The 4,907-nt window shown below is 72.6% G+C and carries 4 protein-coding genes; all 4 read right to left on the bottom strand.

What is annotated here, in order from left to right; translation table 11 throughout:
* The coding region (locus RIF68_RS27400; RefSeq protein WP_309053979.1) for a DUF6328 family protein at positions 1–251 on the bottom strand (251 nt) is incomplete at its 3' end.
* A 70-nt stretch (positions 252–321) separates the two neighbouring features.
* Positions 322–2,004: an FAD-dependent oxidoreductase gene (locus RIF68_RS27395; RefSeq protein ID WP_309053978.1), complete on the bottom strand. Its 1,683-nt coding sequence runs from the start codon at positions 2,002–2,004 to the stop codon at positions 322–324.
* Positions 2,005–2,031: 27 nt separating this feature from the next.
* Positions 2,032–2,934, bottom strand: a complete 903-nt coding sequence (locus tag RIF68_RS27390) for a diiron oxygenase (RefSeq protein WP_309053977.1) — start codon at positions 2,932–2,934, stop codon at positions 2,032–2,034.
* Between the two features lie 223 nt (positions 2,935–3,157).
* Positions 3,158–4,907, bottom strand: a 1,750-nt coding sequence (locus RIF68_RS27385) for a S8 family serine peptidase (protein ID WP_309053976.1), incomplete at its 5' end; no start/stop codon positions are given.

The following is a 4,907-nucleotide window of genomic DNA, read 5'->3' as shown; positions in this document are numbered from 1 at the left end:
GCCGCCGCCCCGCAGAACACCGTGACGACGTAGATCGTCCTGTCCACCGACCCCAGGTCCGAGAAGCGCGGCTGGAAGACCACGGCGAGCAGGAAGCCGAAGAGGATCTGCACACCCGTCTGCGCCACCCGGAGTTCCTGGAGCAGCTCGCTCCACTGCCTGTCCGCCCGCTCCATGGGGGTCTCGTTGCGGCCGTCGTCCGACGTGGAGCTGCCCGCCGGACGGTCATCGGATCTCTCACTGCTGCTCATGGCAAGCGGGTGCCCCGGAGCCGCATTCGTACACCTGTCTCCCGGGCCTGCGGGGCGGTCTGTCGGCGGGTCAGCCGGCCCGCCGCCGCCACCGGCCGGCACCGCGTGCCGCCGCGACCAGTTCGGGCACGGTGGCGAGCTTGACGCGGGGCCGCCCCGCCTCCGCGCCCCGGGCGCGTTCCGTCCGGTCGATGGCGGCGAGGCCCCGGGCGTCGACGAGCGTCCGGCTCCGCTTCCGGGCCAGCCGCTCGAAGTCCTTCGCCGAGCCCGTGGGCCGCGGCAGCGTCCCGGCGACCGCGTCCGCGAGGAGGCCGCCGACGGTCTCGGCGGCGCAGGCGCGGTTGGCGCCGATGCCCCCGGACGGTCCGCGTTTGATCCAGCCGACGACGTAGGTGCCGGGCATCCCCTCCACCCGGCCCCCGGTGTGCGGCACGGTGCCGGTGGTCTCGTCGAAGGGCAGTCCGGGGACCCGTACGCCCCGGTAGCCGACGGCCCGTACGAGCAGTCCGGCCGCCAGGTCCACGCCGTCGCCGTCGGCTCCGCCCGCCGCCCCGGCGCCCGTGACGCGCACGGCCTCCACCCGCTCGCCGCCGAGGGCCTCGACCGGGGAGGAGTGGAAGCGCAGCACGATCCGGCGCCGCCCCTCGGCCGGTCCCCGGCTCCAGTCCACCGTCTCGCGGGCGACCCCGCGCAGCAGCGCCGCCTTCCCGCCGGGCGCCGCCGCGTCCACCGCCGCGCCCACGCGCGGGTCGTGGTCGTCGACGACGAGGTCGACGCCGGGCAGGTCGGTGAGGGCGAGGAGCTCCGAGGTGGTGTACGCGGCGTGCTCGGGTCCGCGCCGGCCGAGGAGCACGACCTCCCGTACCCGTGAGGCCCGCAGGGCGGCGAGGGCGTGGTCCGCGATGTCGGTCGCGGCGAGCCCCTCCGGGTCGGTGACCAGGATCCGGGCCACGTCGAGGGCGACGTTTCCGTTGCCCACGACGACGACGCGCTCGGCCGCCGCCGGCATGACGGCGGCCGGGCCGGTCTCCGGGTGCGCGTTGTACCAGGAGACGAGGGCGGAGGCCGGCACGCTGCCGGGCAGGTCCTCGCCGGGGATCCCGAGCCGCCGGTCGGAGGGCGCGCCGACCGCGTAGATCACCGCGTCGTGGTGCGCGGCGAGCTCCTCGGCGGAGACGTCCCGGCCGATCTCCACCCCGAGGCGCAGCCGCGCCCGCGGGTGGGTGTGGAAGCGCGCGAAGCCGTCCCCGGCCCCCTTGGTCGACGGATGGTCCGGGGCCACGCCGTACCGGACGAGACCGCCGGCCACCGGCAGCCGGTCGATCAGCGTCACCTCGGCGTTGGTGTGCAGCAGCAGGTCCTCGGCCGCGTACATGCCGGCCGGACCGGTGCCGACGACCGCGACCCGGATCGGGGCGAAGTCGGAGGGCAGCGAACGGTCGAAGCGCGGTTCGCCCCAGCTGTGGAAGGTGGGGGAGGCGGCGGCCGGGGCCGGCTCGCGGTCGGTGAAGTGGGCGGCGTTGATGGCCTCGTAGGCGCGCAGCTTCCCGGTGAGCCGGTCCACCGGGAAGATCGCGTCGACCGGGCAGGCGTCGGCACAGGCGCCGCAGTCGATGCAGCTCCTCGGGTCGATGTAGAGCATCTCGGTGGTGCCGAAGTCCGGCTCGTCCGGCGTCGGATGGATGCAGTTGACCGGGCAGACGGCCACGCAGGTGGCGTCGTTGCAGCAGGTCTGGGTGATGGCGTAGGTCATGGCGGCGGCTCTGCTCGGCTCGGAGGGTCAGAGGAGGTGGGCGCGCTTGTAGAAGAAGACGGCCGGCCGGGTCAGCATGCCGACGTCCGACAGGAACTCCATCAGCCCCGCGCAGCTGGCGCGGAGTTGCGCCTTGTAGTGCTCGTTGGCGGCGGCCTCGCGGCGGGCGCGCTCGGGGTCGAGTCCGGCGCGCACGTACACCTCGGGGCTGACCAGGCTGGTGATGATGTAGTACGCGGCGATGGCTACCACGAGGGACTGGAAGTGCCGCCGGGGCCGGCTCGCGCGGGCCAGGTGGCGCCGCGTCTCGTCCCGGGCGAACTTCATGTGCCGGGACTCCTCGACGACATGGATGTTGTTGATGGTGCGCACGAAGGGCACCACCCGCTCGTCGCGCATCCAGTCGCGCTGCATCACGTCGAGGACCTCCTCGGCGACGAGGATGCCGGCGTAGGCGGCCTCGCCGAAACCGACGGTCTTCATGACCCGGCCGAGCTCCATCACGGCCCGCCCGGGCCGGTACGCCGGCGCGCCGAGCTTCTGGGAGCCCCGGGCGAACATGATCGAGTGCCGGCACTCGTCGGCGATCTCGGTGAGGGCCCACTGGAAGCGGGGGTCGGTGTGGTCCATGCGGTAGATGTCACGGAGGACCATCTGCTGGAGGATCATCTCGAACCAGATGCCGGTGCTGGCCACGGAGGCGGACTCCTGGCGGGTCAGCTCCTTGCGCTGCTCCTCGGTCATCTCGTTCCAGTACGCGGTGCCGTAGAGGCTGTTCCACTCCGGGCTCTGGCCGTGGAAGCCCTTGTCGAGCGGCGTGTCCCAGTCGACCTCGACCGCCGGGTCGTACGACAGCTTCGCGGCCGACCGGAGGAGACGCTCGGCGACGTCGTCGTCCTGGTTGTCCGGGCGAACGGTGCTGCTTGCCATGGTGCGGCTCCTTGGATCGCGCGAATCGGCTCGGAGGCTTGTTAGACGTCCCGTCTAGCAAGCTTGTTAGACGGAACGTATAGCAAGGGGGCGGGGCAGGCCTACCCCCGGTACGCACTTTCTTCCGCGAGACGCCCCCGGACCGGGCCGTACGAACGGAGCCGGGCACGCGAACGGGGCCGGAACCTCTCGGCTCCGGCCCCGTTCCCCGGGTGGGGGCGCGTCAGAAGGTCAGGTTCCAGGCGTTGATCCGCCCGGTGTCCTGGGTCGCGTTGTCGTTCACACGCAGCTTCCACACCCCGTTCGCGACCTCCGCCGAGGCGTTGACCGTGTAGCTCTGCACGAGGTTGTCCGTCCCGGCTCCGGTCCGGTTGTGCAGCGTGTACACCGTGCCGTCCGGGGCCACCAGGTCCACCTTCAGGTCACCGATGTACGTGTGCGTGATGTCCACCCCCACCTTGAGCGTGGCCGGCGCGTTGCCCGCCACCCCGCTCACCGTGATCGGGCTCTCCACCGTGGTGTTGTCCGGGACGGTGACGTCGGTGAGGTTCTCGAAGTACGCGCCGGGCGGCGGGGTCGCGCCCCCGACGGCCTTGAGCGCGTCGACCGCGCCCTCACCGAAGAAACCATTCTTCGTGGTGGTGCCGGTGCAACGGCTGTCCGACGGGCACGCCCGGTCCGTCGCCTCCGCCGCGAGCCGGTCGCGCAGCCGCGCAGGGGTGAGCGCCGGGTCCACGCTGAGCATCAGCGCGGCGACCCCGGCCACGTGCGGCGAGGCCATCGACGTACCGCTCTTGCTGCCGTACTTGCCGCCCGGCAGCGTCGAGTACACGCCGGTCGCGCCGTCGCCGCCGGGGGCGGCGATGTCGATGACGCCGTTGCCGAAGTTCGAGTACGAGGCCTTGGCGCCGCCACTGGCCTGCGCGGCGACGGTCACCACGCCCGGCAGCTCGGTCGGGATGTCGACACAGGCGTTGGTGATGGTGCGGGTGACCTTGGTCGAGTCGTTGGGGCTCTCGGAGTCGGTCGTCTTGTTGGCCAGGTCGTAGTTGGAGTTGCCGGCCGCCGCGATCTGGAGCGAGCCCTTGTTCTCCGCGTACTCCTGGGCCCGGCGCACGCCCTCGATGATGGCGGCCTGGTCCAGGTCGTCCGGGCAGTTGAACTGCCACGGATCCGTGTAATAGCTGTTGTTGGTCACCTTGAAGCCGTGGTCACCGGCCCACATGAACCCGCAGATGGTGTTCTCGGCGAAGAACAGGGCCGTGGTCGGCTCCGCGATGCGCACCGAGGCGATCTTCACGCCCGGGGCGACGCCGACGACGCCCTTGCCGTTCTTCGCCGCGGCGATCGTGCCCGCCACGTGCGTGCCGTGGGTGTCCACGTCCCGCCACGCGCCCGCACGGGTGTCCGCCTTGCCGTAGGCGCAGGAGACCGAGTCCGCGGCGTTGAAGTTGGGCGCGATGTCCTGGTGCCGGTCGTCCACGCCGGTGTCGAGGACGCCGACCTTCACCGCGGCCGAGCCGGTCGTCACGGCCCAGGCCTGATCGGCCTTGATCTGCGTCATGTCCCAGCGGTTGGACTCGGTGAGCGTCGTCGTCGACTGCGCCGGGTTCGCGGGGAGCGCCGGGTTGTAGGCGTCGGCCGGGACGTCGGAGGTACGGGTCGCGCCGACCTGCTGGACGCCGCTGACCGCGCGCATCGCCGGGGCGAAGGTGGCGGAGGCCGAATGGGCGACGATCACGCCGATCGCGTCGTACGAGGCGAAGACCGAGCCGCCCTTGGCGGTGACCGCGTTGCGGACCGCCGTGGTGTCGCCGGGCGTGGTGATGACCAGGTACGCGCGGGTGCCGGCCGCCCAGGCGGCAGCCGCGGTGCCCGTCGTGGCCGTCGCCGCCGTCTCGGGGGCCGAGCGGGCCGTGACCGGATCGACGTCCGTGGGCACCGCGTGGGCGAGACCGGCGGGGGCGGCGAGC

Source organism: Streptomyces sp. (assembly GCF_031178505.1).
Taxonomy (GTDB): Bacteria; Actinomycetota; Actinomycetes; order Streptomycetales; family Streptomycetaceae; genus Streptomyces; species Streptomyces gulbargensis.
The sequence above is the reverse complement of the archived record's forward strand: the minus strand, read 5'-3'. Positions and strand labels throughout refer to the sequence as shown.